Below are 23,747 nucleotides of genomic sequence, written 5' to 3' on the forward strand. Positions count from 1 at the left end.
ACGTGTCCGATCAGGCGAACTATGCCGCTGATCAGGCGAAATCGGTAGCTTGGCGAACGCCGGTGACCCACAGTGAGGGGCAGGAAGCAAGCGGTCCCCGTGGAGCGGCCCGATGTCGTACCGACCTGATGCGCAGCGCCGCCCGGCGCCGAGAACGCCGGGGCCGCTCAAGATGGTGATCGCGCTCGTCGTGGCGGCGGTCGTGGTGACCGCGCTGTTCGCGGCCGGGATCGCCGCGGAACGTGTCAACCGTACCGGGCCGGTCGCCGCCGCCGGCGCCTCTGCCGAGACTGAAGAGCAGGCCGAACAGGGGGAGCAGCCGGAGCGGGCGGCTGGGGTCGGGGACCCGGTGCGTGACGGCAAGTTCGAGTTCGTGGTGTCCCGGGTGGACTGCTCGCGCACCAGCTTCGGCATCGAACAGCTGAAACGTACCGCCGAGGGCCGGTACTGCGTGGTCAGCCTGTCGGTGCGCAACATCGCCGACGAGCCGAAGTACTTCCTCGGCCTGGCGCAGAAGGCGCGGGACACGACCGGCGCCGAGTACGGCTACGACGAGATCGCCGGCCTCTACGCCAACCGGGACACCGGGACGTTCCTGGAGAAGCTGGAACCGGGCGACCGGGTGACCGGCGAACTGGTCTTCGACATCCCGGCGCGGAGAAGGCTCGCCGTCCTGGAACTGCACGACTTCCCGCTCTCCGGCGGCGTGACGGTCACCCTCTGACCACGGCCGCGCCGCGTGCCGGCGGTCCGACGCCGGAGTGGCGGCCGGGCCGTCGCATCGCGTGGCGCTGCCCCGGGCCGGGCCCGGACCGTGCGGCCAGCGCGTCGGCGACGACACCGGTGGCGAACGCGTACACCGTCTTGTGCAGCAGATCGACCGCCAGCTCCGCGCGTGGCCAGGTCGGTGGTGGCGCGCCGACGCCGGTGAGGTTCTCCAGGATCTGGTCGTTGGTCAGCCGCACCACCGCGAACTTGGCCGACGACCACGGTCCCCGGAGCCCGGCGTGGGCCATGACCGAGCGCAGCACGCCGAGCAGCATCCCCTGCCCGAAATGCATGGCCCAGTTCACCGGCACCGGCTGCCGTCCCGGGCGCTCGCGCATCCCGGTGAGGCGTTGCAGGACCCGCGCGGGCACGTGTGAGTCGGGGCGCCCGGTCAAGCGCTGCTCGATCTTCTCGCCGGCCGTCATGACCAGGACTCCGGCCGTTCCGGCGGCCAGCCCTTCCCAGAGTGCACGTCGCAACATGTCCCCGCGAATTCCCACCGGCGGTGATTCCAATCGTCCCTTCCGCGCCGTGCTGATGGGCCGGGGATATCCACGTAATACGATGCGATCATGGAATCCTGTGTGACGGCATCCCCGTGCGGCGTGCCCCGGTGAGTTGGTCACGCGCCTGGGCCGGCGCCGCTCCGGTCCTGGCCGTGGTCGTCGTCGCGGCTGCCGTGGCGGGTGTGACCGCCTGGGCGGAGGTACCCGCCAAGCTGAGCGTCCACGGCGAATTCGTGGATCTCTCCGCCTACCGGTACGGCGGCCGGCTGGTGCTCGACGACCTGCCGCTCTACGGGTCCCGGGACCCGGCGACGAACCTTCGGTTCACCTATCCGCCGTTCGCGGCGGTGCTGATGGCACCACTGGCGCTGCTGCCGTTCTGGCTGGCCACGGCGTTGTGGACCGCCGCGTCGGTGGGCGCGCTGGCCGCGGTCGTCGCGGTGGTCGGCCGGGCGCTGCGCGGCGCTGTCGCGGGGTGGCAGGTCGCGCTGGTGACCCTCGGTGCGCTCACCCTCGAACCGGTGTGGCAGAACCTCACCTTCGGCCAGATCAACCTGTTGCTCATGCTGGCGATAATCATCGATCTGGTACGGCCGGAGCGGCGCTGGTCGGGTGTCCTGCTGGGGGTCGTGGCCGGGGTGAAACTGACTCCGCTGGTCTTCGTCGTCCTGCTGGTGCTGGCCGGGCGCCGGACGGTGGCGGGACGGGCGCTGCTGGCCTTCGCCGCCACTGTCGCGATCGGGTTCGCGGCCGCACCCCGATCGGCGATCACGTACTGGACCGACGACCTGGTCAAGGCGGGCCGGGTCGGTCCGCCGGAGCTGGCGCACAACCAGTCGGTGTTCGGCGCGCTCACCCGCCTGCTCGACGGCCCGCCGCCGACGTCGCTGTGGCTCGCGGTCGCCGGGCCGCTCGCCCTGGCCGTGGTGATCGTCGGCGCGGTGTGGTGGCGTCGCGGCGACCGGCTGCTCGGCGCCTGCCTGGGCGCGGTGGCGATGCTGCTCGCCTCGCCGATCTCGTGGTCGCACCACTGGGTGTGGGCGGTGCCGGCCGGGCTGATGCTGTGGGAGCGCAGCCGATGGGCGGCGGCCGCCTGGATCGCGGTGTTCGTGACCCGTCCGTTCGTGTGGCCGCCGTGGGGTGAGCGCCGCGAGTTCGGGTGGGCGCCGTTCGAGCACGTTCCGGGTAACGCGTACCTTCTCGCCGCTCTGGCTCTCGCGCTCTGGGCAGCGGTGCGGCTCGGCGGGCGGCGGGCGAGTGATCCCAGCCTCCCGGCGGTCCGCACGTCCACTTAGGCCTACCGCGGTTGCGGCATGGTGCGGATACCGCGTCGGGTGGATGCCGGGCCGGTTGCCCGCTGGCATGCTGGGGTCCTCGCGGCGAGGAGGATCGGATGGTGTCTCGGCACGCGGTGGCCTGCGGCCACCTGCTCGTGGTGGTCCCGCAGGAGGAGCTGCGGAAGTCGCTGGCCGAGCGGTTGTCGGCGGCCGGTTACGCGGTCACCGCGGTGGCGACCGGCGCCGAGGCGATGGCGCGGATCGCCGCCGGGCATGTCGACCTCATCGTGGTCGACATCGACATCCCCGATCTGTATGACCTGGCCGGCCGCCGCCCGGTCCTCACCGACCGGCCACCGATCATCTGCATGACCACGTGCGAGGCGCTGGGCACGCTGCTGCCCGAGGTCGGCACGGAGATCGAGGACTACGTCACCAAGCCCTGCCGGATCCCCGAGCTGCTGGCTCGGGTCGAGGTGCAGCTCCGGCAGCCGGTGCTGCGCCACGGCGATCTGCTGCTCGACGAGGTGACCTGCCAGGTCTGGCGCGGTGACCGGCCGGTCGAGGTGACGGCCGCGGAATACCGGCTGCTGCGCCACCTGCTGGTCCACGCCGGGCAGGTTCTGTCCAAGGAGCAGCTGGCGCAGAGGGTGTGGGGTGAGTCGCGGGACGTCAACACCATCGAGCGGCTCGTGTCCCGGCTGCGGCAGAAGGTCGACGAGGCCGGGCCGCCGCTGATCCACACCAAGCGCGGCTTCGGCTACCGGCTCGGATGATGTCCGGCAAATGTCAGGTTCAGGTCCGGGTCGTGTCAGGTCAGCCTGTTTGTATGGCTTCATGCCAGAAGCCCCGTATTACCCGATGCAGCGGGACGCCCGCTGCCCGTTCGCGCCCGCCCCCGAGGTGCGCGACATGCCTCCGGTCGGCAAGGTGCGCATCTGGGACGGCAGCACCCCGTGGTTCATCAGCCGGCACGCCGACCAGCGGGCGATGCTCAACGACCCCCGGCTGAGCATCCAGGAGAAGAAGCCCGGCTATCCGCACATGACCAAGTCGCGGGCGGCGATGGCCCCGCACATCCCCGATCTCATCACGAACACGGATCCGCCCGAGCACACCCGCCTCCGGCGTACGGTCAATGCGCCCTTCATGGTGAAGCGGGTCGAGGCGCTGCGCCCCCGGATCCAGGAGATCTTCGACGGCCTGGTCGACGAGATGCTCGCCGGCCCGAAACCCGCCGACCTGGTGACGACGCTCGGCCTGCCGGTGCCGACCCTGGTGATCACCGAGATTCTCGGGGTTCCCTATGCGGATCACGAGTTCTTCCAGGCCGCGAGCCGCCGGGCGATCAGCCACGACACCGAACCGGAAGAGGGCGAGCGGGCCGGCCAGGGACTCGGCGACTACCTCGCCGCGCTGCTGACCCAGAAGATGGCCTACCCGCGGGACGACGTGATGTCCGAGATGGGCGCCCGGGTCGCCGCGGGGGAGATGACCTTCGCCGAGGCGGTCACGATGGCCTCCGCGATCCTGATCGCCGGCCACGAGACGAGCGCCAGCATGATCTCACTGGGCACGCTCGCGCTGCTGCGCAATCCCGATCAGCTCGCGCTGCTGCGGGAGCACAGCGACGACCCGAGATTCGTGGCGAATGCGGCAGAGGAGCTCCTGCGGTACCTGACGATCGTGCACTCCGGCATCCGCCGCATCGCCGTCGAGGACATCGAGCTGCACGGCACCAGGATCAGGGCCGGTGACGGCGTCGTCTTCGAGCTGGCCGGCGCCAACTACGACCCCGCCGAGTTCCCGGAGCCCGACCGCCTCGACCTGACCCGGCCGGCCCGCTCGCACCACGCCTTCGGTTACGGCGCCCACCAGTGCCTCGGGCAGTCCCTGGCCCGCGTCGAGCTCCAGGTGGTCTACGGCACCCTCTACCGCCGGATCCCGACGCTCGCCCTCGCGGTGCCGTTCGAGCAGGTCGAGTTCGCGATGGAGGGCGTCGCCTACGGCCTCAAAGCCCTCCCGGTGACCTGGTGACGGGTGACCTGGTGACCGGTGACTTGGTGACCGGTGACTTGATGAAAGGAGCAGTGCCGATGCGAGTGGAGTTCGACGAGCCCAAGTGCGTCGCCGCCGGGCAGTGCGCGATGGTCGCCCCTGGCGTGTTCGACCAGCGTGACGACGACGGCGTGGCGATCGTGCTCGACGCCACGCCCGGCGAGGACCAGCACGAGGCGGTGCGCGAGGCCGCGGCGGTCTGCCCGGCGGCGGCGATCCGGCTGGTCGAGGCGTGAACCGGATCGTCGTCGCGGGCGCCTCGGCCGCCGGCCTGGCCACGGTGGAGACGCTGCGCCGGGAGGGGTTCACCGGCACGATCACCCTGATCGGGGAGGAGCTGGACGCGCCGTACGACCGGCCGCCGCTGTCCAAACAGATCCTGGCCTCGCAGTGGGAGGCCGACCGGATCGCCCTGCGGACCGCCGAGCAGCTTGCCGCTCTCGGCTTGGACCTGCGGCTGGGCGTGCGGGCGACCGGGCTGGACACGGCCGGGCGTTCGGTCACCCTCAGCGACGGCACCGACGTGCCCTACGACGGGCTGGTCGTGGCGACCGGCGTGCGGCCACGGGCGCTTGCCGGTGGTCCGGGACACGTCATCCGTACGCTCAATGACGCTCTTGAATTGCGGAAGAGGCTGCGTCCCGGCACCCGGCTGACCATCGTGGGCGCCGGGTTCCTCGGCGCGGAATGCGCCGCCGTGGCGCGCGGCCTCGGCTGCGACGTCACCGTGCTGGAACCGGCGCCCGTGCCGCTTGCGCACGCCGTCGGTGAGCAGGTCGGCCGGATGCTCTCCGCCGTGCACCGCGAGCACGGCGTCGATCTGCGCACCGGGGTCACCGTGACAGCGGTCGCCGATGGGGGAGTGCGGCTCGCCGACGGGACGGTGATCGCCGCCGACGAGGTGCTGGTCGCGGCCGGGTCGATCCCGAACACCGCATGGCTGGACGGCTCCGGGCTGACGATCCGCGACGGGGTGGTCTGTGACGAGTTCTGCGCGGCGGCGCCCGGCGTCTACGCGGCCGGGGACGTGGCGCGGTGGCACAACAGGCTGTTCGGCGTGGACATGCGCATCGAGCACCGCACCAACGCCGCCGAGCAGGGCCTGGCCGCCGCCCGCAACCTGCTCGGCGCGCACCGGCCGTTCGCGCCGGTGCCGTACTTCTGGTCCGACCAGTTCGACCTGAAGATCCACGCGTACGGGTACCTGCGCGGCCACGACGCGGTGGAGGTCGTCGACGGATCACTCGACGAGCGCCGCTTCCTGGCCGCCTACCACCGCGACGGCCGCCTGGTCGGTGCGCTCGCCGTCGGCATGCCACCCAAGGCCATCCGCCCGTGGCGGCAGGCCATCGCCTCCGGAGGATCGCTGTGAGTGAGGACCGCTGTGAGCAATGACCTTGTCGTCGTCACCGGGGCGGGTGGCATGGGCACGGCCGTGGCCCGCCGGATCGGCAGCGGGCGCACGCTGCTGCTCGCCGACGCCTTTCCCGAGCATCTCGACCGGGCGGTGACGGCGTTGCGTGGCGAGGGCTACGACGCCCACGGCCAGGTCACCGACATCGCCGATCAGGGTTCGGTGGCGAAGCTCGCCGAGGCAGCGGCCGCGTCGGGTCGGCTGGCCGCGCTCGTGCACACCGCCGGGGTGTCGGCTGCTACGTCGACCGTACCCAAGATCTTGGAAGTGGATCTTGCTGGGACCGCCTATCTGATCGATGCGTTCGAGCGGGTGGCAACCGGTGGCACCGCTGTCGTCTGCGTGGCAAGCATGGCGGGGCACTACGCGCAGCTCAGTGCTGACGACGAGCAGGCGCTGGCCACCGCGCCGGCGGATCGGCTGCTCGACCTGGACGTGGTCACCGGGTTCGACGGCGACCCGATCGCCGCCTACATCCTCGCCAAACGCGCCAACCAGGTGCGGGTGCAGGCGGCGGCGCTGGCCTACAACCGGCGCGGCGCCCGGATCAACTCGCTCAGCCCCGGTGTCATCTCCACCGCGATGGCCAAGGCCGAGCAGGAGTCGGCGTCCGGCGAGCACATGATGGGGATGCTGCGGGCCTGCGGGATCGGCCGCACCGGCACCCCGGCCGAGATCGCCGAGGCGGTCGCGTTCCTGACCGGGCCGGGCTCGCTGTATGTCACCGGCACCGACCTCCTCGTCGACGGTGGACAGGCGGCGTGGCTGCGCCGTCATCGCTCGCAGTAAGGCGCCGCCACGCCCGCAGTAAGGCGCCGGCGCGCTCGCCCCGTCGCCCCCAGCGGGTGCCGGGGCGCTCGCCGCATCCCCCGCAGCGGGTGCCGGGGCCATCGCCTGATCGCCCGCCGTTTTGCGCGCCGCGCGACCGAGCGGCTCGTCCCGCGCCGCGCGACCGAGCGGCTCGTCCCGCGCCGCGCGACCGAGCGGCTGGCGGCAGTGTCCTCCACAGCAGTGCGCGGCCTTCCCGCCTGACCTGACTCATCGACAAAAGCGCCGGCTTATCGACAAACGGGCCGGCTCATAGACAAAAGCGCCGGCTCATCGACAAACGGCTGCTCACCAACAAACGGGCCGGCTCATCGACGGAAGGCCCGGCTCATCGACGGGAGGTGGCTGCGTCCGCGGTAGGCAGGGTGGCGAGCACGGCGAAGGTGCCGTCCTCCCGCATCCCGCAGGTGAGGGTGCCGCCGGCGGCCTCGGCGCGTTCCCGCATGCCGATCAGGCCGTGGCCGGTGCCGTCACCGTGGTGGCCGAGCCGGGCCGGGTTGACGACGCTGATCCGCACGTCCGTGTCGCGGTGGTCGAGGACCACCTCGGCCCGCCGGGCGGTGCCGTGCTTGCCGGCGTTGGTGAGCGCCTCCTGCACGATCCGGTACGCGGCGAGGTCACCGGCGCCGGACAGCGGCCGTGCCGTTCCGGTACGGGTCACCGTGATGTCGTTACCGGCCTGCCGGAAACCGTCGATCAGCACGTCGAGGTCGGCGAGCGTCGGCACCGGCCGCAGGCTGTCCGGCGGGTCGTCGTCGGCGCGCAGCAGCCCGACGGTGGCCCGCAGCTCGCCGAGCGCGGTGCGGCTGGTGTCGCGGATGCCGGCCAGGGCCTCCCGGGCCTTGTCCGGGTGCGCGGTCATCAGATGGTGCGCCACCCCGGCCTGCGCGTTGACCAGGGTGATGTGGTGGGCGACCACATCGTGCAGGTCGCGGGCGATGCGGATGCGCTCCTCGCGGACCTGCCGGCGGGCCTCCTGCTCCCGGGTCTGCTCGGCGAGCTCGGCGCGCTCCCGGATCTGCGCGAGCAGCGCCCGCCGGTCCTTCGCCGCCACCCCGAGGGCGACGGGGATCAGCGCGTAGTTGGCCGGGACCAGGTTGGCCAGGTCGAAGAGGCCACCCGCCTGCCAGGGGAGCGCGGCGGCGGTCAGCGACACGGCGGCGAGCGCCCCGGCGGTCCAGGCGGTCCGGCGGTCCCGCAGCGTGGCCAGGGTGTAGAGCGCGACGATTGCGGCGACATCCACCAGTACGAGGTGACCGCCGACCAGCGGCAGCGCGGTGCCGGCGAGCACGGCCACCGCCGTGACGGCCGCCGGGCTGTGCAGCCGGAAAAGAAGAGCCGTCGCACCGAGCAGGATCAGGACCAGCTGGCCGTCACTCGGTGAGCGCAGCACGTGACCCCGCTGGTAGGCGACCGTCGCCATCATGATCATCACGGTGATGATCGGTGGCGCCCAGACGCGCCAGGCGTACCGTCCGGTTCCGGTCATCGGTCACCCACCCGGACCAGTCCGTTCTCGTAGGCGAAGACCACCAGCTGGGCGCGGTCCCGGGCGCCGGTCTTCATCATCGCCCGGTTGACGTGGGTTTTCGCGGTGGCGACGCTGATGCTGAGCCGGTCCGCGATCTCGGAGTTCGACAGGCCCGCGCCGACCATCGCGGTGATCTCCCGTTCCCGGACGGTCAGCTCGCCCAGCGCCGCCGCGACGGTCACCTGCGCCGGGTCCGGCTGGGCCAGGAACCGCCCGATCAGCGCCGTGGTCGCGTTCGGCGACAACAGCGACTCGCCGGCGGCGACCGTCCGGACCGCCTGCAGCAGTGCGGCGGGGTCGACGCCTTTGCCGAGGAAGCCGCTGGCGCCGGCCCGCAGCGCCGCCACCACGAACTCGTCGGTCTCGAACGTGGTGAGGATCAGCACCCGGACACCGGCCAGATCCTCGTCGGAGCTGATCCGGCGGGTGGCCTCGATCCCGTCCATGTCCGGCATCCGGATGTCCATCAGCACCAGGTCGGCGCGGGTCTCGCGGGCCAGCGCCACGGCCTGCTCGCCGGTGGCGGCCTCGCCGACGACCGCGATGTCCGGCTCGGCGTCCAGCAGCAGCCGGAACGTCGCGCGGAGCAGGGTCTGGTCGTCGGCGAGGAGCACTCGGATCGTCACGTGATCATTCTTTCCGGTGTGAACGGCGAAGCCCGGGCGGACGCGGAGGACGCGTCCACCCGGGCGGTGGGTCAGCGAACGGCGACGGGCTCCTCGTCGGCCGGCGTGGCGGGGCCCGCGGCGGGTCCCTCGACGGACACCCGCGGGGTGATCCGGTCGGCCCAGCGCGGGTACGCCCAGTTCGCCCGGCCGATCAGCCGCATCAGCGCCGGGATCAGGGTGAGCCGGACGACGAACGCGTCCACCAGGACCGCGATGCCCAGGCCGATACCGATGCCGGAGACGATCCGCTCGCCGCTGAACCCGAAGGACGCGAACACGCACAGCATGATCGTGGCCGCGGCGGCGATCACCTGACCGGTCTCGGTCAGGCCGACCCGGATCGAGCGCCGGTTGTCGCGGGTGTGCGCCCACTCCTCGTGCATGCGGCTGACCAGGAACACCTGGTAGTCCATCGACAGGCCGAACACCACACCGACGATCAGCACCGGGATCAGGTACATGATCGGGGCGCCGGAGCCGACGCCGAGCAGCTCGGATCCCCAGCCGAACTGGAAGATCGCGGTGAGGGCGCCGAGGCCGACCAGGATCGTCGCGAGGTTGCTGAGCGCGCCGACCAGCGGCACCAGGATGCTGCGGAACGCCACCGCCAGCAGCAGGAAGCCCAGCGCGGCGATCAGGCCGAGGTACAGCGGCAGCTTGCCCATCAGCGCGTCGGCCATGTCGATGCCGGTCGCGGTGGTGCCGCCGACGTAGACCCGCAGGCCGGTGCCGGCCTCGGCGGCGGGGATCACCTCGTCCCGCAGGCGGTGCACCAGGTCGGCGGTCTCCTCGGTCTGCGCGCTGGTGGCCGGCACGACGGTGAGCACTGTCTTTCCGGCCGGGGTGACAGCGGCGACGCCGGGAACGGTGGCGAGCGAGGTGGCCAGTCCGGTGAACGCGGTGCTCGCGGCGGAGTCCGGCACCTGCGCCACCAGCAGCAGCGACGCGTCGAAGCCGTCGCCGAACGCGGGCGCCATCAGGTCGTGGTAGGCGCGGGCCGGGGTGCCGGCCGGGTCGCTGCTGGCGTCGGCGTCACCGACGCGCATCATCGTGACCGGCGCGGCCAGGACCGCGATGACCAGCACTGCCGCTCCGGTGGCGCGCCACGGCGCCCGGTCGATCAGGGCGGCCCAGCGGGCGGCGAGACCGGGCCGGTGCGACGCGATCGGCGAGGCGCCCGTGGACAGGGCGGCCCGCTGCCTGCGGGACAGGACCCGGTGGCCGAGCATCGCCAGCAGCGCCGGCAGCAGGGTGATCGCGGCCAGGATGGTGAACAGGACGGTCACCGCGGCGGCGCGGGCCATGCCGGTCAGGATGCCGAGGTTCACGACGAACATGCCGAGCAGGGCGACGATCACGGTGGCGCCGGCGAACACCACCGCCCGGCCGGAGGTGTCCAGCGCGTCGGCGATGCTGTCGCGCACCGGACGGCCGGCGAGCAGGCCCTTACGGTGGCGGTTGACGATGAACAGCGCGTAGTCGATGCCGACGCCGAGGCCGATCAGGGCGCCCATGGTGAGGCTGGTGGCGGCGAGGTCCACCACATGCGAGGCGATCATGACCAGCAGCAGGGAGGCGGCGACGCCGACGATGCCGGTGAGGATCGGCAGGGCCGCCGCCCAGCCGGAGCGGAACATCAGCACCAGGATGACCAGCGCGGCGATGATGCCGATCGCCTCGGTGCCGTGCGAGGCGCCGGGCTGCTCGGCGAACGCCTGCCCGCCCACCTCGACGTCGAAGCCCGCCGTGTCGTAGGCGAGCGCCGCGGTGGTCACCGGCTCGGTGTCGGCGTCCGCGGCGAGCGCGACAGTGGCGTAGGCGGTGCCGCTCGCGGTGCTGAGCTGAGCGGCCCCGGCCTTGTCGTAGGGGCTCACGACGGCTTGCACGCCGGGCACGGCCTTGATGCGGGCGAGCATCTCGGTGACGTCCGCCTTGACACCGGCCGAGTCGACGGCGGCGCCGTCGGTGTGCCAGACGATGGTGCCGTTCACCGTGTCCGAGCCGGTCTGCCCGGTGGACTCGGCGAGCAGCGCGTAGGCGGTGGCCGATTCGCTGTCGGGCAGGTCGGCGGAATCGGTGAAGGCGGTCCCGCCGCCGAGTGCGATGGCGGCGAGGGCCACCAGGGCGACGATCCAGCCGCCGGCGACGGCGAACCGCCGGCGGAAGCACCAGTGCGCGAGAGTCGACAAGGCTACGGCCTTTCAGGCGTTTCAACAGGGCCTGATCAGCGTCGCTGGAGCGGCGTCGGGAATCGTCAACCCGCTGCGGTGATGTCGTGTACCGCAGGTGCGGTCCCAGGCGTCCCGGTACGCGCAGCGGGCGGCCGGACGCGTCGTGCCCCTCACGGCGTGACGGTGACGACCCCGCCGGCGAGCCGGGCGCGCAGGTCGGCGGCGTTCATCGGCCGGGCGAAGTAGAAGCCCTGCGCGCGGTCGTAGCCGAGCGCGGTCAGCCGGGCCGCCTGCTCCGCGGTCTCCACGCCTTCGGCCACCGCCTGCAGGCCGAAGGCGCGGGCCATCTGCGCCACCGCGTCCGCGATCGCGGCCGAGCCGCCGTCGGGCACGAACGAGCGATCAAGCTTGATCTGATCGACCGGACAGCTGGCGAGCAGGCTGAGCGTCGAGGCGCCGGTGCCGAAGTCGTCCAGCGACAGCCGTACGCCGAGATCCCGCAGGGTCTGCAGGTTGCCGGCGGTGGCGCCGCCACCGACCGCGAGCGACTCGGTGATCTCCACGGTCAGCCGGTGCGGTGGCAGGCCGCTGTCGCGCAGCGCCGCCGACACGAGGTCCGGGAAACCGGTCTCCCGCAGCTGGCGGGCCGAGACGTTCACCGACACCGTCAGCTCGCCCGGCCAGGTCGCGGCCTCCCGTGTCGCGTCGCGCAGCACCCAGGCGCCGAGCGCGACGATCAGGCCACTCTGCTCGGCGGCCTCGATGAAGGCGCCCGGCCCGAGCAGGCCCTCGCTCGGGTGCTGCCAGCGGACCAGCGCCTCGGCGCCGGTGATCCGGCCGCCGGGCAGGGTCACCACCGGCTGGAAGTAGGTCACCAGCTGACCGGAGGCGATCGCGGTGTGCAGGTCGGCGACCCGGCGCCGGCGTTCGGCGCCGTGCGCCTCCATGCCCGGCCGGTACCGTTCGATGCCGCCCTCGCCACGGGCCTTCACCTCGTGGATCGCGATGTCCGCCCGGCGCAGCACCTCACCGGGATCGTCGCCGCCACGGCCGTCGGCGACACCGAAACTGGCGCGTACGGTCATCGGCTCGCCGTCGATCACGGCGGGTTCGAGCAGGGCCGCCATGATCCGGGTCAGCACCTGGTCCACGTCCGCCCCGCGGGCGCCCTCGAACAGCACCGCGAACTCGTCGCCGCCGAGGCGGGCCACCGTGTCGGCCGGGCGCACGCTCGCGCGCAACCGCTCGGCCACGTGCACCAGCAGGGCGTCACCGGTGGCGTGCCCGAGCGACTCGTTGATGTTCTTGAAGTCGTCCAGATCGACCAGCACGATGCCGACCGGCGTGTCCGGCCCGGCGCCGGTCACCGCGGCGGCGACGCGTTTGCTGAACAGCGCCCGATTGGTCAGGCCGGTCAACCGGTCGTGACTGGCCTCGTAGCTGAGCCGGTCGCGGACCTCGCGGGTCTCGGTGATGTCGCGGGCGTTGCTGACGATGCCGGCGACGCTCGGCTCACCGGTCAGGTTCGCGCTGGTCACCTCGAACCAGCGGTAGCCGCCGCCGGCGTGCCGCACCCGTACCTGGAAGGTCACCGTGGCACCGGGCGCCGCGATCACCGTCGCCAGGCGCCGGGCCGCCGGGACCCGGTCGTCCCTGTGGATCCACGGCGCCACGGCGGTGCCGATCATGTCGTCCGGGTCGGTGCCGAGCATCCTCCGCGCGGCGGGGCTGACGTAGGTGAGCCGGCCCGCGGGATCGGTGATGGTCACCATGTCGGTGGAGTTCTGCACCAGCAGGCGGAACCGTGCCTCCTGGACGCCGATCCGCGCGAGCAGGGCGTCGGTGAGCCGGAACGCGATCAGTTGACGGATCACCACCAGGATGGTCAGGGTGACCGCGACACCGTCGATGAGGAGGCTGTTCCCGGCGCCGGGGCCGACGTTGTCGTAGAGCACCAGCGCGTCGACCGCGGCGACCGCCACGTACGGCATCAGGCTGTAACCGCGCGGCGCCCGCCGGGGCCGGGCAGCGGCGGCGGTGTCGACCACCTGCACCCGGGCGCCGACTGCCGCCGCGAACGCGGCCAGCGGCAGCACCAGCAGCAGCAGGTTGCCGGTGGGCTGATGCGGGTGCAGGAAGCTGATCGCCGAGCCGAGCCCGCCGATCAGCGCGGACCCGCCGATCCAGTAGAGCCCGCGCCGGGCGAACGTGTCGACGCCGGCCAGCACCACCTTCGCGGCGAGGTAGACGCCGTTGAGGCCGGCGCCCATGATGACGACCGCGGACACCACGCGGGACACGGTGACCCGGCCGTCGGTGAACTGCGCGGAGGCGGCGAAGTGCCAGATGAGCAGGCCGGCGGCCGAGGTCAGGGTGCCCAGATCCAGCCAGACGCCGACCCGGCGGGCGCGGCCGCGGGCGCTGAACGGCAGGCCCACCAGCGGCCAGGTGAGCACGAGACCACCGATGACGTGCACCACCACGGACACCGCGACGAGCCACCCGGGGGCGCCGAGCGCGATGAGCACGCGCAGCGCGGCGACACCGACGAACAGCGTGATGCCGGTCCGTACCGTCCCCCAGTAGTGGCGCACCGCCGGTGCGGACGCCGGGTCGGTCTGCACCCGGCGGCACAGCGTCAGCGTCGCACCGATGAGCGCTGTCAGCAGCAGCCAGTTCAGCGCGTCCGGCCAGAGCGGCCCGGTCCGTTCCTGCAGCAGGAACGCGGCGACAGAGAGGATCGCCAGCACGGTGACGGCCTGGAACGCCCGGTCGGCGAAGAGCGGCAGACGGGCGGACGGGGCGGGCACCCCCTCACCATCGACGGGACCAGCGCCGAGTTGAGGCGGCGGCCGAGTTGAGGCGGTGGCCGAGTTGAGGCGGCGGCCGAGTTGAGACAGCGGAAGTGTCAAGTCGCCGCCCGGCGCGCCGAAAGACACCGTGTGGAGTTGAATGGCGCAGGAGACCGGCCCGGACGCTCGTGGTGGGCACGGCTGCTGGAGGCCCGCGCGACAGGCCGGTCGGCCATCGCCGGCACCGCGGTGGGCATCGTCATCCTGGCCGCCTCGGCACTCCTGGCCTCCACCGGCATCGCCGACACCACCGAAGAGGTCCGCCGGGTCCAGACGATCACGCAGACGCTGAACCGGATCTCGGTGCAGATCAACGCCGAGGACGCGGCGCTGCGCGGGTACCTGACGACCGGCGGCACCGAGTACCGCCGTACCGAACTGCTCGCGAAGCTCGGCGCGGCCCGGGCAAGCCTCGACTGGTTGCAGCAGAACAACGCGGTCGACCGGGCCGAACTCGACTCCATCCGGGGCGGGTACGAGAACTACAACCGCATCGTCCTCGACATCATGTCGCACACCGAGGACGGCGCGGACGTCGCCGGATACACCGACCTCGCCTCGATGACCTTCGCCCCGCTGCGCGACAACGTGCTCGCCATCGGCGACCAGCACCAGCAGGAACTCGCTGTCTACCTGCGCGAGGTGGACCGGCGCGCGGACGTCCTGCAGGCCATCGCCGCGGCGACGGTCTTCGTCGTCCTGGCGGTGTTCGCGGTCTGCGCCCGGGTGCTCATCGGTTACCAGCGCCGCGCCGAACGGCAGGCCGAGCAGCGGCTGCACGAGGCCACCCACGACTCGCTGACCGGGCTCGGCAACCGCGCCAAGCTGCACCACGAGCTCGACGCCGCCGTGCGACGCGGCGGGGCGGCCGGCGCGCCGTTCAGCCTGCTGCTCATCGACCTCGACCGGTTCAAGGAAATCAACGACACGCTCGGTCATCACGCCGGCGACGAGTTGCTCGTCGAGGTGGCGCAGCGGCTCATCGGCGACCGCCGGACCGGTGACGTCGTCGTCCGTCTCGGCGGCGACGAGTTCGCCCTCATCCTGCCCACCACGCCGGATCACCCGCAGGCGGTCGAGGCCGGGCACCGGATCCTGGAGGCGCTGCGCCGGCCGATCGCGCTCAGCGGCCTGCTGGTCGACATCGACGCCAGCATCGGCGTGGCGGCGTACCCCGGCGACGGCAGCGACGCCACCGAATTGCTGCAGCACGCGGACGTCGCGATGTACGAGGCCAAGCGCCGGCACGGCGGCGTCTGCGCCTACGACCCGGCACTGGACACCGGCGACACGAGCCGGCTCACCGTGCAGAGCGAGCTGCGGCAGGGCATCGAACGCGGCGAGCTGGTCGTCCACTACCAGCCCAAGATCGACCTGGCGACCCGCCGGCCCTGCGGCGCCGAGGCCCTGGTGCGCTGGCAGCACCCCGCCCGCGGGCTGCTCGGCCCGGACGCCTTCATCCCGCTGGCCGAGGAGAGCGGCTTGATCGACATGGTCACCGCCGACGTGCTGGACCAGGCGCTGGCCCAGCTCGGCCGGTGGGCCGACCTCGGCCACGAACTGCCGGTGTCGGTGAACGTCCCGGCCCGGTCGCTGACCGACGAGGCGTTCCCGGCGACCATCGTCGCGGCGCTCGGCCGGCACGGCGTACCCCCAAGGCTTTTGACCTTGGAGATCACCGAGAGTGCGGTGGTCACCGACATGGAACGCGCCGGCGCGGTGCTGCGGCGGCTGCGCGAGCACGGCGTGCACATCTCGATCGACGACTTCGGCACCGGGTACTCCTCGATCGCGCACCTGCGCGACATGCCGCCGCACGAACTGAAGATCGACCGGAGCTTCGTGATGACGATGTGCGAGAACAGCCGGGACGAGACCATCGTGCGCGCGGTCGTGGACCTGGCCAAGAATCTGCGGCTGCGCGTCGTCGCCGAAGGCGTCGAGAACGAGGACGCCCTGCGTGCGCTCGGCGAGCTCGGCTGCGACGAGGCGCAGGGTTACCACATCAGCCGGCCGCTGCCGGCGGCCGAGCTGACCGACTGGCTGGACCGGTCCGGAATGGCGATAACGGTCAGCTGACGCCCGCACCGGCACTACCGTGAGAATGTGAATCGCCGAGCCGTGCTGACCTCGGTGTGCGCGGTCGCCGGAGGGCTGGCGGCCGGATGCTCCCGGAGCTCATCGGCGCCGACCGACGCCGTGGACGTGCTGCTCGGTGAGTCGGTGCAGCCGACGAGCCCGATGGTCGCCGCCGAGAAGTTCTTCGCCCAGAAGGTGTCCGAACTGACCGGCGGGCTGTGCCGGGTGACGGTGAAGCCCGGCGGTGAACTGGGCGACGAGCAGCGCATGGCGGAGATGCTGCGCACCGGCAAGCTGGCCTTCTGCAAGACGCTGCTGGCGAACCTCACCGCGTACGACAAACGGCTCGGAGTGGCGAGCCTGCCCTACGCCTTCACCGGCCGCGACCAGTGCCTGGCGAGCATGCGCGGCGATTTCGGGAAGCGCTGCGCGGCGATCCTGGCCGAACACGGTCTCGTCATGCTCGGTTCCTTCTACGCCGGTGACCGCAACTTCTACAACCGGGTCAGGGCCGTCCGCACCCCGGCCGACCTGAAAGGCCTGCGGATCCGGGTGCCACAGAGCATCGTGTCGATCGACATGATCAACGCGCTCGGCGCGACGGCGGTGCCCCTGGCCACCAACGACATCGGCTCGGCCCTGAAACAGGGCCTGGTCGACGGCGCCGAGAACAGCGTCGTCTTCTACACCACCGAGCAGCATCAGCAGTACGCGCCGTACCTGTCCTGGACCCGCCATCAGCACGGCGTGGACGTGCTCCTGGCCAGCGCGACCTGGCTCGCCGGGCGGCCCGCCGCCATGCGGGAGGCGATCATGCAGGCGGGCGGGATGGCCCAGGAGGAGGAGATCCGGCTCTGGGCCGAGGCCACGCAGGAGAAGACGACTCTGGCGCGGGAACAGGGCGCCCGGCTCAACGACGTCGACATGGAGGCGTTCCGGCGGGCGCTCGCCAAGGTGATCAGCAACCATCGGGGGACGTTCGGGGACCTCGCCGCCCTGCTGCCGGCCCTGGCGTGAGGGGCGGCCGGCCCGCATGAGCGGGCCGTCCGGTGGGCAATGGCGGTCAGGTGCAGACGATTCGAACCTCCCCGCCACCGCCGCACGCCGAGCAGTTGCACCTGTGGACCCTGGAGAGCGCCGCCGGGCTGCGCGAGCTCCGGGCGTCGATCCAGCGGGAGCTGATCGGTCATCCGCTGGTGCGGGCGGCGGATCACGACGACATCCTCGACCGGATCGTGCTGGTCGCCACCGAGCTGGCCACCAACGCGATCCGGCACGGGCGGCCGCCGACCGAGGTCCGGCTGCTGCGCAACGACGACAGCGTGATCCTCGACGTCGCCGACCGTGACCTGAGCCGGATCCCGGAGCTGGCGAACACCCGCCCGCTGCACGCCGGCGGGCGGGGGCTGCTGCTCGCCCTGACGTTCTCGCTCGAGGTCGGCTGGTACGCGACCGAGGAGAAGAAGCACATTTGGGCGACGTTCCCGCTGCGGGCGGACGACGTCACGCGCTGAGCGCGGCGGCCGCCTTCGCGTAGATGACGCTCGGGTCCTCGGCCAGCCACGACTTCACCAGCCGGCTCCAGTCGTCGGCGAGCACCTCGGTCCGGTCCGCCTCGATGCCGTCCAGGGCGGCCTCGACGACAGCCGCCGGGGAGATCTTCGGGCCGGCGTAATCGGCCATCATGTCGGTGTCGGCCGCGCCGAGGTGCAGGCCCGTGACCAGCGTGCCCTGCGACGCGAGCTCGATGCGGACGTTGTTGGTCAGCGCCCATTCGGCGGCCTTCGCGGCGTGGTAGGCGCCGGCGCCGTCGAATCCGAGCCAGGAGATCGCGGACAGCACGTTGAGGATCGCGCCGCCGGCCAGCCGGGGTGCGAAGGCCCGGATCACGTTCAGGGTGCCGTAGAAGTGGGTGTCCATCTCGCGGCGGATGGCGTCCAGGTCGCCGGTGATCAGGTTGGCGCCGGTGGAGATGCCGGCGTTGTTGATCAGGATGGTGACGTCCTGCGCCGCCTCGGCCGCGGCGGCGATCGACGCCGGATCGGTCAGATCCAATTTCAGGGGTACGGTCCCCGCGACGTCCACCAGCTCCGGCCGGCGGGCCGTCGCGTAGACGGTCTTGGCGCCGCGGTCGAGCAGGGATGTGACGAACTGCCGTCCGAGGCCGCGGTTAGCGCCGGTGACCAGGACGTTTGCTCCGTTGATCTGCATGTGGGCTACGCTAGAACCTGACGTTGACGTCAGAGGCAAGTCGTGCGACGGAGGTCACGGTGCGGATCGGTGAACTGGCGGCACGCACGGGGGTCAGCGTGCGCGCGCTGCGCTACTACGAGGAGCAGGGGCTGCTCGAATCCGGTCGCAGCACCTCCGGGCAGCGCCGCTATCCGGAGCCGGCTGCCGACCGGGTGCAGCTCATCCAGATGCTGTACGCCGCGGGGTTGTCCAGCCGGACCATTCTCGATTTGCTGCCGTGTGTCGACGCCAAGGTCAACACGCCCGAGTCGCGGGCGCGGCTGGCGGCCGAACGCCAGCGCATCGACGAGCAGATCGCGGCCCTGACGCGTACCCGGGACCGGCTGGACCAGGTGATCGAGCTTTCCGAGGGTCCGGCGAGCGGGTGCGCCCACCTCGGATTCCACGGGGTCTGACCCAGGTCATACCTCGGAACGAGACCCTGGTCAGACGCGCGGGACATGCCTGCGCCGACACCATTGACCTGTGACCGAACAAGGAAATCTCCTCCACCCGATCGCCGCCGCCGACCTCGCTCCGACCCTCACCGGCATCGCCTTCTGGACGGTGCTGATCGCCGCTTACGTCGCGCTGTTCGTCGCCACGATCGTCAGCGTCTGCCGGACGCCGCTGGACGCGCGGGCCCGTACCCGATGGATCTGGTTGGTGGTGTTGGCGCCCGGCATCGGCATCGTCCTGTGGTTCGTGAAACGGCCGTCCTGACCGGCTGACATCCCGCATCTGTGCCAATCGAACTAGGCGTCGCGGCGATACGGACGCGTCCCGGCGTAGAAATTGCCGTGCGCACGCCCTACAGTGTGCGGACCGAGCAACCTAGGAGGGCGCAGTGGCGGACCTGCCACCAGAGAAGCCGGACCCGGCGAAGACGGACCCGGCCGTGCCGGCGGAGGCGACCAAGGACGTTCCCGTGCCGGCGCCGCAACTGCTGGTCATGCCACCCAACGACGCGATCCCGTCGATGGTCTGGCCGGGCACGGACGGCGAGATGGCGTGGGCGATTCCGGTGCAAGTTCCCTCTGGTACGCGGGGATACGCCCTGTTCGTGCCGATGGTTCCGGTGCAGGCGTCGACAGTGGACGTCGCCAAGCCGGCCGACCAGCCCCCGGCGAAGCCGACCCCGGTGGAAAAGGCCACGCCCGCGGAGAAGCTTCCCGAGGCGAAGCCGGCGCCGGCGGAGAAGTCGGTGCTGGTGGAGAAGCCGGCACCGGGGGAAAAGTCAGTGCTGGTAGAAACGCCGGTGCGGGTCGAGAAGCCGGCGCCGGTCGCCAACGCGACGCCGTCGGACCTGGCGGGCGCGGCGGTGCAGGTCTTCCCGCCGCTGAACCCGCAGCGGTTCGACTCGCAGGCGCAGCGCCCCAAGGTGCACGAGCCGATCCAGCCGTTCGGCACCTACGAGCGCCCGCCCTCGGCCTGGGAGACGTTCCGCAAGAAGAACTGGCCCGGTCCGAAGCAGACCCGGGGCTGGGCCGTCCCCGCCGGCGTGCTCGCCGGCGCCCTCGGCTTCCTGGTCTTCCTGCCGCTGGACCGGGTGGGTATCGGCTGGTTCCTCGGCTGGCTGGCGCTGACCCTGGGCGTCGGCTTCGCGGTCCGCGGCTCGCAGGATCTGTCGCGCAACGAGCGGCTGATCCGGTCCGGCTGGGCCGCGGCGGCACTCGCGCTGATGCTCATCCCGGCGTTCCGCAACGCGTGGTGGCTCGTCACGTTCAGTGTGCTCGGCGCGATCGGCTGCACCGCACTGGCGATCGTCGGCGGCCGGCAGGTCAGATCGATCCTGTTCAGCCTGGTGGCCGCCCCCTACGCGGCCTTCGCCGGAATCCCGTGGGTCCGCAGGCACCTGAAGACGAACCGCGAACCGGGCATCGCCCGGCGGATCTTCTTCTCGGTGGCCCTGACCGTCGTGGTGCTGTTCGTCTTCGGCGCGCTGCTCTCCTCGGCCGACGTCGCGTTCTCCAGCCTGCTGGACGACGCCGTACCCGATCTCGCTCTCGGCTCGGTCTTCACCTGGGTCTTCCTGGCCGTGGCCGGTGGCCTGCTCGCCGTCTCCGGCATCTACACGCTGACCGCGCCGCCGACGACGTCCAGCCTGGACACCGAGGGCAAGGGCCGGTTCGGCCTGCTCGAGTGGGCGCCAGCCGGGGCCGCTCTGGTGCTGCTCTTCGCCGGCTTCGTGGCGGTGCAGTTCACCGTGCTGTTCGGTGGCAGCCGGCACGTGCTGAAGACGGCCGGGCTCAGCTACTCGGAGTACGCCCGCAGCGGTTTCTGGCAGCTCGTCGCGGTCACCCTGCTCTCGCTGGCGCTGATCGCGGCCCTGGCCCGCTGGGCGAAACGGGACCAACCGGCGGAACGGGTGATGCTGCGCGTACTCCTGGGTCTGCTCTGTGGTCTGAGCGTCGTCATCGTCGCGTCCGCGCTGTCGCGGATGTGGGAGTACCAGCGGGTCTACAGCTTCACCGGTGAGCGGATCTTCGTGATGGCGTCCGAGATGCTGCTCGGCGTGATCTTCGTGCTGATCGCTGTGGCCGGCATCAGGTGGCAGGGCCGCTGGATCCCGGCGACCACCGTCGGCCTGGCCGTCATGATGCTGCTCGGCCTCGCCGTCCTCGACCCCGAGGGCTACGTCGCCAGCCGCAACGCGGCCCGATACGAGGGCTCCGGCAAGATCGACGCCTGGTATCTGCGGGCGCTCTCCGCCGACGCGACGCCGGCGCTGGCCGACCTGCCCGATCCGGTACGGCGGTGCACCCTCAGCTGGATCGCCAAGGATCTGAAGGAACCCGACCCCTGGTACGCGTGGAACCTCGGGCGTCAGCAGGCCCGGGAGGAGCTGAAGAAACTCGGGCCGGGCGCGATCGGCAACCAGAAGGACTGCACGGCCGCCGACCAGTTCGACCTGCCCAAGACACGCCGATGAGAGATGGTGCTCCGGTCGTGGACCGGAGCACCGTCGTCGGCGGGGGAGTGACGGCCCCGGCGTCGCTCAGGAGAGGTCGGTGATGACGACCCGGGCGGTGGTGCCGTCCTTCAGCGACTCGTAACCGGTCTCGATGTCGGCCAGGCCGATCTCCTTGGAGACCAGGTCGTCGAGGTTCATCCGGCCCTGCAGGTACATCGAGGCGTAGTACGGCACGTCGCGCTTGAGGTTCGACGAGCCCATGTAGACGCCCTGCACCTTCTGCGAGCCGCTGAGCACGGCGAACGTGCTCACGTCGACACCGGCGTCCATCGCGGCGGCGCCGATCAGGTAGAGCCCGCCGCCCTTGCCGAGCATCTGCAGGCCCTGCGCGGTGACCGGGCGGGCGCCGACGAAGTCGAAGACGTGGTCGGCGCCGGCGCAAGTGATGTCCCGGACCGCCGCGACCGGGTCGGTGCCGCGCGAGTTGACGACGTGCGTGGCGCCGAACGCCTTCGCGTGCTCCAGCTTGCCGTCCTCGATATCGGTCACGATGATCGTGCCGGCGCCGGCCAGCCGGGCGCCGCTGACCGCGTTCAGCCCGACGCCGCCGGCGCCGATCACCACCACGGTCTCGCCGTGCTGCACGTTCGCGCTGTTCAGCACCGCGCCGGCGCCGGTCAGCACACCGCAGCCGATCAGCGCGGCCGGCGCCCACGGCATCTCGTCGGGAACGACAGCGAGCTGGTTCTCGTGGACCAGGACCTCCTGCGCGAAACCGCCCATGCCCATGCCCTGGGCGACCGGGACGCCCTGACAGGACAGTCGCGGCCCCTCGCCCGGCGCGCGCAGCGTGGCCTCGGGGTGCAGGCAGATGTAGGTGCGCCCGCTCAGGCAATTCACGCAGGCGCCGCAGAACTGGATCAGGCTGCCGACGACGTGGTCACCGGCCTTGACCTGGGTGACCAGCGGACCGACCTCGGTCACCACGCCGGCGACCTCGTGGCCCAGCACGACGGGGAAGTCACCGCCGATGAAGGTGGCGATGCTCAGGTCGGAGTGGCAGAGGCCGGAGGCCTTCACCTGGACGCGGACCTCGTGGCCGATCGGGGCGGCGAGCTCCACCTCCTCGACGACGAAGCCCTGGCCGAGACCCTTGGTGATGGATGCCTTCATGATCTTGCTTCTTTCGTCCGCGAAGGATCAGCGCCGGCGGGGATCGGCGGGCGCTGAGACGGGGCCGCGGGGGCCGGTCGAGCCGGCGCGGTCACGGTCTGAGTGTTGCACCAAGATTGCCGAAAGAAAAGAGACACGTGTCGGTTATCCGTGGTCACAGCGGTGTAGTACGCTTCGCGCGTGTCCGAGGAGCCCCTTGACGTCCGTGTCCGGCGCACCCGGGAGCGGTTGCAGGGCGCCGTGCTGCGGCTCGCCTCGGAACACCCGGTCGAGGAGATCGCGGTCGCCGACCTGGTCCGCGACGCGCGGGTCAACCGGACCACCTTCTACAAACACGCCGCGTCCCCGGTCGAGATCCTCGAACAGATTCTGTACGCCGACCTCGACCGGCTCCGCGCCGAATGGCTCAGCGGCTCGTGGGACGACCACTCGGGCGCGCTCGCCGATCACGTGGAGCGCTACGACGGGGTGTACACCAAGGGGCTGGTGGGTCAGCGCAGTGCCGTCCTGCACCGGCTGCTGGTCGAGCATTTCGCCGCTTCCGCCCGCGCGCTGCTCGACGCCAGGCCGCAGTTGCTGCCGGAGGGCACGGGTTCGCCGCAGTGGCGCACGAAGGCGTACAGCGCGTTCATCGCCCACGGCCAGGTCGGCATCGTGGAGGCCTGGCTCGGCGAGCCCCGTCCCCGCGACCGCCGGCTGCTGATCTCGGCCTCGGCGGCCATGCTCCCGTCCTGGCTGGTCGCGACGTTCACGGCGGCCCCACCGAGCTGAATCCCCTCCGAAAGAAATCGGCCGCCCTCCCGCGTGGGGAGGGCGGCCGATCCGGTGGCGTTACTTGGCGAACTTCGCGTACTTGGCCCGGAACTTCTCGATGCGTCCCGCGGTGTCGAGCACGCGGCTGCGGCCGGTCCAGAACGGGTGGCTGGCGGCCGAGATCTGGACGTCGATGACCGGGTACGTGGTGCCGTCGGTCCAGTCGATCGTCCTGGTGCTCGCCTCGGTGGAGCGGGTCAGGAACGCGAAGTCGGCGTTGCGGTCGCGGTAGACGACGCTGCGGTACTCGGGGTGGATTCCGGTCTTCATGGCTGACCTCCAGGTTGATCGACAGGCACAACCGATCCGCCATCCTCGATATTTCGGCTCCGGTTGTGTCCTGCGAGACACCGGGCGCGGGAACTGCTTTCCGGGACGTGGGGTGTACCGGCGGTGCATCCTTTATCAGTGCCTCGCACCGGCGGGCCGGATGCGGTTCGCTGGGAGCAGCAAGTCCGTTGAT

At 71.6% G+C, this 23,747-nt stretch carries 22 protein-coding genes; 14 read left to right on the forward strand and 8 right to left on the reverse strand.

The annotated features are described in order from the left end of the window. Nucleotides 1-112: 112 nt before the first annotated feature. On the forward strand, nt 113-724 hold the full coding sequence (locus tag AB0F72_RS30225) for a DUF4352 domain-containing protein (protein WP_360438054.1): 612 nt from the start codon (nt 113-115) through the stop codon (nt 722-724). Here the strand turns inward: AB0F72_RS30225 and AB0F72_RS30230 are convergent. Next, nucleotides 714-1,250 carry a hypothetical protein gene (locus tag AB0F72_RS30230; RefSeq protein ID WP_360438057.1) on the reverse strand — a complete coding sequence of 179 codons (537 nt, stop codon included), beginning with the start codon at nt 1,248-1,250 and terminating at the stop codon, nt 714-716. The two genes, AB0F72_RS30225 and AB0F72_RS30230, sit on opposite strands and share 11 nt — an antisense overlap. A 131-nt stretch (nt 1,251-1,381) precedes the next feature. Between AB0F72_RS30230 and AB0F72_RS30235 the strand changes: the two genes are divergently transcribed. The 6 genes from AB0F72_RS30235 (at nt 1,382) to AB0F72_RS30260 (ending at nt 6,812) form a co-directional block, all read left to right on the forward strand. Further along, on the forward strand, nt 1,382-2,569 hold the full coding sequence (locus AB0F72_RS30235; RefSeq protein ID WP_360438060.1) for a glycosyltransferase 87 family protein: 1,188 nt from the start codon (nt 1,382-1,384) through the stop codon (nt 2,567-2,569). A 98-nt stretch (nt 2,570-2,667) separates the two neighbouring features. Further along, entirely contained in the window at nt 2,668-3,327 is a 660-nt protein-coding gene (locus tag AB0F72_RS30240; protein ID WP_360438063.1) for a response regulator transcription factor, read from the forward strand. 61 nt (nt 3,328-3,388) lie between these two features. Continuing rightward, nucleotides 3,389-4,588, forward strand: a complete 1,200-nt coding sequence (locus AB0F72_RS30245; protein ID WP_360438066.1) for a cytochrome P450 — start codon at nt 3,389-3,391, stop codon at nt 4,586-4,588. Between the two features lie 59 nt (nt 4,589-4,647). Next, nucleotides 4,648-4,845, forward strand: coding sequence for a ferredoxin (locus AB0F72_RS30250; RefSeq protein WP_360438069.1), 198 nt, complete (start codon nt 4,648-4,650; stop codon nt 4,843-4,845). After that, the gene (locus AB0F72_RS30255; RefSeq protein ID WP_360438072.1) at nt 4,842-5,981 is read left to right on the forward strand and encodes an FAD-dependent oxidoreductase; all 1,140 of its coding nucleotides are present in this window, start codon (nt 4,842-4,844) and stop codon (nt 5,979-5,981) included. Before AB0F72_RS30250 ends, AB0F72_RS30255 begins: the two co-directional genes overlap by 4 nt. Before the next feature lie 12 nt (nt 5,982-5,993). Continuing rightward, entirely contained in the window at nt 5,994-6,812 is an 819-nt protein-coding gene (locus AB0F72_RS30260) for an SDR family oxidoreductase (protein WP_360438075.1), read from the forward strand. A gap of 367 nt (nt 6,813-7,179) precedes the next feature. Here the strand turns inward: AB0F72_RS30260 and AB0F72_RS30265 are convergent, their stop codons facing one another. The 4 genes from AB0F72_RS30265 to AB0F72_RS30280 all read right to left on the reverse strand — a co-directional run bounded on the left by AB0F72_RS30265 (nt 7,180) and on the right by AB0F72_RS30280 (nt 14,031). Continuing rightward, nucleotides 7,180-8,340 carry a histidine kinase gene (locus AB0F72_RS30265; protein WP_360438078.1) on the reverse strand — a complete coding sequence of 387 codons (1,161 nt, stop codon included), beginning with the start codon at nt 8,338-8,340 and terminating at the stop codon, nt 7,180-7,182. Continuing rightward, nucleotides 8,337-9,008 carry a response regulator transcription factor gene (locus AB0F72_RS30270; RefSeq protein ID WP_360438081.1) on the reverse strand — a complete coding sequence of 224 codons (672 nt, stop codon included), beginning with the start codon at nt 9,006-9,008 and terminating at the stop codon, nt 8,337-8,339. The genes AB0F72_RS30265 and AB0F72_RS30270 overlap by 4 nt, the downstream gene beginning before the upstream one ends. Before the next feature lie 71 nt (nt 9,009-9,079). Beyond that, on the reverse strand, nt 9,080-11,239 hold the full coding sequence (locus AB0F72_RS30275; RefSeq protein WP_360438084.1) for an MMPL family transporter: 2,160 nt from the start codon (nt 11,237-11,239) through the stop codon (nt 9,080-9,082). A gap of 152 nt (nt 11,240-11,391) precedes the next feature. Beyond that, entirely contained in the window at nt 11,392-14,031 is a 2,640-nt protein-coding gene (locus AB0F72_RS30280; RefSeq protein ID WP_360438087.1) for an EAL domain-containing protein, read from the reverse strand. A 138-nt stretch (nt 14,032-14,169) separates the two neighbouring features. On the opposite strand from AB0F72_RS30280, the gene AB0F72_RS30285 reads away from it, so the two are divergent. The 3 genes from AB0F72_RS30285 to AB0F72_RS30295 are packed head-to-tail and all read left to right on the forward strand — an operon-like array spanning nt 14,170 to nt 17,666. Continuing rightward, nucleotides 14,170-16,152, forward strand: a complete 1,983-nt coding sequence (locus AB0F72_RS30285; protein WP_360438090.1) for a bifunctional diguanylate cyclase/phosphodiesterase — start codon at nt 14,170-14,172, stop codon at nt 16,150-16,152. 27 nt (nt 16,153-16,179) lie between these two features. Beyond that, complete coding sequence (gene dctP, locus AB0F72_RS30290; protein ID WP_360438093.1) at nt 16,180-17,169, forward strand: TRAP transporter substrate-binding protein DctP; 990 nt, start codon at nt 16,180-16,182, stop codon at nt 17,167-17,169. Between the two features lie 50 nt (nt 17,170-17,219). Continuing rightward, the gene (locus AB0F72_RS30295) at nt 17,220-17,666 is read left to right on the forward strand and encodes an ATP-binding protein (RefSeq protein ID WP_360438096.1); all 447 of its coding nucleotides are present in this window, start codon (nt 17,220-17,222) and stop codon (nt 17,664-17,666) included. Here AB0F72_RS30295 and AB0F72_RS30300 read toward each other — a convergent pair. Continuing rightward, on the reverse strand, nt 17,656-18,363 hold the full coding sequence (locus tag AB0F72_RS30300) for an SDR family oxidoreductase (protein WP_360438099.1): 708 nt from the start codon (nt 18,361-18,363) through the stop codon (nt 17,656-17,658). The genes AB0F72_RS30295 and AB0F72_RS30300 overlap by 11 nt on opposite strands. Nucleotides 18,364-18,422: 59 nt before the next feature. On the opposite strand from AB0F72_RS30300, the gene AB0F72_RS30305 reads away from it, so the two are divergent. The 3 genes from AB0F72_RS30305 to AB0F72_RS30315 all read left to right on the forward strand — a co-directional run bounded on the left by AB0F72_RS30305 (nt 18,423) and on the right by AB0F72_RS30315 (nt 21,316). Next, entirely contained in the window at nt 18,423-18,800 is a 378-nt protein-coding gene (locus AB0F72_RS30305; RefSeq protein ID WP_360438102.1) for a MerR family transcriptional regulator, read from the forward strand. A 70-nt stretch (nt 18,801-18,870) separates the two neighbouring features. Beyond that, entirely contained in the window at nt 18,871-19,107 is a 237-nt protein-coding gene (locus AB0F72_RS30310) for a hypothetical protein (protein WP_360438105.1), read from the forward strand. Between the two features lie 124 nt (nt 19,108-19,231). After that, complete coding sequence (locus tag AB0F72_RS30315; RefSeq protein ID WP_360438108.1) at nt 19,232-21,316, forward strand: DUF4153 domain-containing protein; 2,085 nt, start codon at nt 19,232-19,234, stop codon at nt 21,314-21,316. Between the two features lie 66 nt (nt 21,317-21,382). On the opposite strand, the gene AB0F72_RS30320 is transcribed toward AB0F72_RS30315, so the two are convergent. Beyond that, the gene (locus AB0F72_RS30320) at nt 21,383-22,471 is read right to left on the reverse strand and encodes a zinc-binding dehydrogenase (protein ID WP_360438111.1); all 1,089 of its coding nucleotides are present in this window, start codon (nt 22,469-22,471) and stop codon (nt 21,383-21,385) included. A 180-nt stretch (nt 22,472-22,651) separates the two neighbouring features. Here AB0F72_RS30320 and AB0F72_RS30325 point away from each other — a divergent pair, with 180 nt between their 5' ends. Then, nucleotides 22,652-23,242: a TetR/AcrR family transcriptional regulator gene (locus AB0F72_RS30325; RefSeq protein WP_360438114.1), complete on the forward strand. Its 591-nt coding sequence runs from the start codon at nt 22,652-22,654 to the stop codon at nt 23,240-23,242. Nucleotides 23,243-23,302: 60 nt separating this feature from the next. On the opposite strand, the gene AB0F72_RS30330 is transcribed toward AB0F72_RS30325, so the two are convergent. Then, nucleotides 23,303-23,554: a type B 50S ribosomal protein L31 gene (locus AB0F72_RS30330; RefSeq protein WP_360438117.1), complete on the reverse strand. Its 252-nt coding sequence runs from the start codon at nt 23,552-23,554 to the stop codon at nt 23,303-23,305. Between the last annotated feature and the right edge of the window lie 193 nt (nt 23,555-23,747).

The sequence above is a fragment of the Actinoplanes sp. NPDC023936 genome (assembly GCF_040639325.1).
Taxonomy (GTDB): Bacteria; Actinomycetota; Actinomycetes; order Mycobacteriales; family Micromonosporaceae; genus Actinoplanes.